Source organism: Mameliella sp. MMSF_3455, assembly GCF_030733205.1.
In the GTDB taxonomy this organism is placed as follows: Bacteria; Pseudomonadota; Alphaproteobacteria; order Rhodobacterales; family Rhodobacteraceae; genus Antarctobacter.
The window spans coordinates 1-3,154 of record NZ_JASHJL010000092.1 but is presented as its reverse complement, the minus strand read 5'-3'; the positions used below and the strand labels follow the sequence as shown (position 1 = coordinate 3,154).

The 3,154-nt window shown below is 65.0% G+C and carries 4 protein-coding genes; 1 reads left to right on the top strand and 3 read right to left on the bottom strand.

All coding sequences use genetic code 11. The annotated features are described in order from the left end of the window. Positions 1 to 19: 19 nt before the first annotated feature. Positions 20 to 463, bottom strand: coding sequence for a D-aminoacyl-tRNA deacylase (gene dtd, locus RBB42_RS27890; protein ID WP_305972690.1), 444 nt, complete (start codon positions 461 to 463; stop codon positions 20 to 22). Continuing rightward, positions 460 to 1,359, bottom strand: a complete 900-nt coding sequence (locus RBB42_RS27885; RefSeq protein ID WP_305972691.1) for a carbohydrate kinase family protein — start codon at positions 1,357 to 1,359, stop codon at positions 460 to 462. Before RBB42_RS27885 ends, dtd begins: the two co-directional genes overlap by 4 nt. Positions 1,360 to 1,530: 171 nt before the next feature. Between RBB42_RS27885 and RBB42_RS27880 the strand changes: the two genes are divergently transcribed. Next, positions 1,531 to 1,944, top strand: a complete 414-nt coding sequence (locus tag RBB42_RS27880; protein WP_305972692.1) for an Hsp20/alpha crystallin family protein — start codon at positions 1,531 to 1,533, stop codon at positions 1,942 to 1,944. Positions 1,945 to 2,017: 73 nt separating this feature from the next. Here the strand turns inward: RBB42_RS27880 and RBB42_RS27875 are convergent, their stop codons facing one another. Further along, positions 2,018 to 2,941, bottom strand: a complete 924-nt coding sequence (locus tag RBB42_RS27875) for a TFIIB-type zinc ribbon-containing protein (RefSeq protein WP_306043970.1) — start codon at positions 2,939 to 2,941, stop codon at positions 2,018 to 2,020. Positions 2,942 to 3,154 lie beyond the last annotated feature (213 nt).

Genomic DNA, 3,154 nt, shown 5'->3' with positions numbered 1-3,154 from the left:
GGCCCCCCGCTTGAAGGCCCTATCCGTCGGTATCCATCCAGATGGTCACGGGCCCGTCGTTGACGAGGCTCACCGCCATTTCTGCGCCGAAACGACCCGTGGCGACGGGCAAGCCCTGCGCCTGAAGAGCGCTGGCAAAATTCGCGTAGAGCCTTTCCCCTTCGGCCGGCGGGGCGGCGGTGGCAAAGCCGGGGCGGTTGCCGCGGGACATATCGGCGGCAAGGGTGAACTGGCTGACCACCAGGGCCGCGCCCCCGATATCGAGGAGAGAGCGGTTCATCCGGCCCGCGTCGTCCTTGAAGATGCGCAGCTTGGCGATCTTGGCGGCGAGCTTGTCGGCTTCTGTATCGGTATCGCCCTGCATGGCGCAGATCAGCACCAGCACGCCTTGGCCGATCTCTCCGACCGTGGCGCCGCCAACATCGACCCGCGCCGAGGTGACGCGCTGGATCAGTGCCCTCACAGGTCGTCCTTCCAGGGGGGATTCGCGCCGGCGCGGCTGACGGTGACGGCGGCGGCGCGCACCCCCAGGTCCGCCGCCTTGGCGAGATCGGCGGCCTGCGCCGCGGCAAGCGAGGGGCGCGTCAGCAGGCCGGCCCGATGCAGTCCGGCAAGGAAGCCCGCGTTGAAAGTGTCGCCCGCGCCAACGGTGTCGACCACCTCGACCTTTTGGGCCGGGACGCGCGTCTCGCCCTCGCGTGTGACAACATCGACGCCCTCGGCGCCGCGCGTGATCAGCACCACCGCGGTTCCTTCGCGCAGCAGGGTGTTCGCGTCCGTCCCCAGCCAGTCCATGTCCTCGTCGGACAATTTGACGACGTCGGCGCGGGACAGCATCTGTGCCAGGCGCGTGCGGTAGGCCGTTTCGTCGGTGATGAAGCCGGGGCGGATGTTCGGATCGATCATCACGACGCGGTCGCCGGCACGGGCGCAGAGCGTTGCATAGCTTTGTGCCTGCGGTTCCGAGACAAGGCTGATGCCGCCGAAGAAGAGCGCGTCTGTCTCATCGCCGAGGTTCGGCAGGTCTGCTTCCGACAGCATCCGCCCCGCGGTGTTCTCGTCGTAGAAGGCGTATTGCGCCTGTCCGTTCGTGAGGGTGACAAAGGCCAGCGTGGTCGGCCGGGCCGAGCGAGGGCAGAGGCTGTAATCGACCTGAGAGGCGGTCAATGCCTCGGCCAGCATCTGCCCGAAGAGGTCCCGGGACAGCCCCCCGAGGTAGCCGGAGGGCGCGCCAAGCCGCCCAAGGGCGATGGCCGTGTTGAAGACGGCTCCTCCGGCATATGGGGCAAATGCCCGTTCCCCTGTGCCCGTCTCGCGGGGCAACATGTCGATCAGCGCTTCGCCGCAGCAGAGGATCATGGACGCTCTCCAAGTTTGTTGTTTGCGCTAACTATACCGCGGCGCGCTCAGCGTCAAAGCCGGCGCGTACCCGACGCAACACCAGAATTTGCTTCGGATCAAGGACGCAGGGCGCCGCGGCCGTAAGATTGGGGCCATTGTGACCGTCAACGACAAGAGGAGATGTTGGTCATGGTCGAATCGAACCAGACGGGCCTGATGCCCAATCTCTACGCGCCCTTTCGCCATATCCAGAACAAGCTGGCGGATTGGCTTACCCCTGCTTCGGATGCTTCTTCGGATGATGCCGCCTATCGTATTCGGATCGAATTGCCGGGCGTGGCCGAGGATGCCATCGACCTGAGCGTCGAACAGGGGGTGATGACCGTCTCGGGGGAAAAGACCGAGACGCGCGAAGACAAGGGCGACACCTGGTATTTTTCGGAGCGAGAGTTCGGCAGCTTTCGCCGTTCATTCCGTCTGCCGGGGGACGCGGATGCGGACAGGGCCGAGGCGCATGTGGCGAACGGCGTTCTTGAAATCACCGTGCCGCGCCGGGCCCCTGACAGCGGTGGTGGCAAGAAGATCGAGGTGAAGAAACGCTGACAGGGCGGAAGGCCGGGGCATGGGGGCTGTAGTGTATGCCCATGCCCCGAATGGACAGCCGCTCAGCCATCGCTCATTGGTTCATGGCGATCAGGTAGCCGATGCCACCGGCCACGATCAGGCCCAGTACCACGGCAAAGGCGATTTTCCATGCTGACCAAGGGCGTTCGCCGCGCACCCGGCCCGACCGGCCGTTGACCACGAACCGATAGCTTTTGCCCCGGTACTTGTAGGCGGCCATCCAGACCGGCAGCAGGACATGCTTGAACGTGATGTCGCGCATCTCGGTGTCGATGGTGTGCACGCGCTGGCGGTCGCCGCCGATGTCGAATTTCACGTCCCGGTGGATCTGCTGGTCCATCTTGACCTTGGCCTCGGAGAATCCTTCGTCGAGATCGACCTGATAGCCTTCGGCCCGGAAACCGGCCAGGAACTCTGGCCGGTAGGGTTCCATCGCCGACAGATCCCAGGGTTCCAGCGCATCGGTATAGCGTTTGGGCAGCGCCTTGGAGGCCAGCACCAGCACGTCGTCGAAGAACCGTTGGACCCGGCCCGAAACGCGCGTCCAGCGGATCTTTTGCACGCGCTCGGTTTCCATCTTGCCGTCGCGCATGACCTGCCGGGTCTCGTAGTAGACGGTGCCGCGCTCACCGCGATAGTCCGAGCTCGTGTCGGCGTCGAAGGTCCAGTAGGGGACATAGATCCCTGTCAGTTTGCGGCCCTTCCGGGCGTATTCCTGCAACCCGTTCGGCGCGAACCAGAGCTTGCCCAGCCATTCATTCATTGCATCATGCGCGGCGCGTTCGTCCAGTGCAAAGGGCAAAAGCCCGCGCGGCTTGATATGGCGGTGGGTGCCGGTGTCGGTGACGACGGGCGTGGCGCAGAAAGGACATTCGGCGGAATGAACGTCGGGATCGAATTCGACCTGTGCGGCGCAGTTCGGGCAAGTCGACACCCGGGTTTCCTCCATCTCCTGCAGGGGCAGGAGGTTGTTCATCGCAGCCCGGAAATCCAGTTCGCGGATGCCGCCCTCCCATGGGCCGGTCGCGACATCGACCTCGGACGTGTTGCCGCAGTGTTCGCATACCAGCTTGCCCCTTTCCGGATCGAACCGGAAATCGGCGCCGCACTGGTCACAGGGAAATCGGTGCTCGTCCGTTGGGTCCTTGGACGGGGCCGGCGGTGGCGGCTATGCGGTCACGGGGGCGCT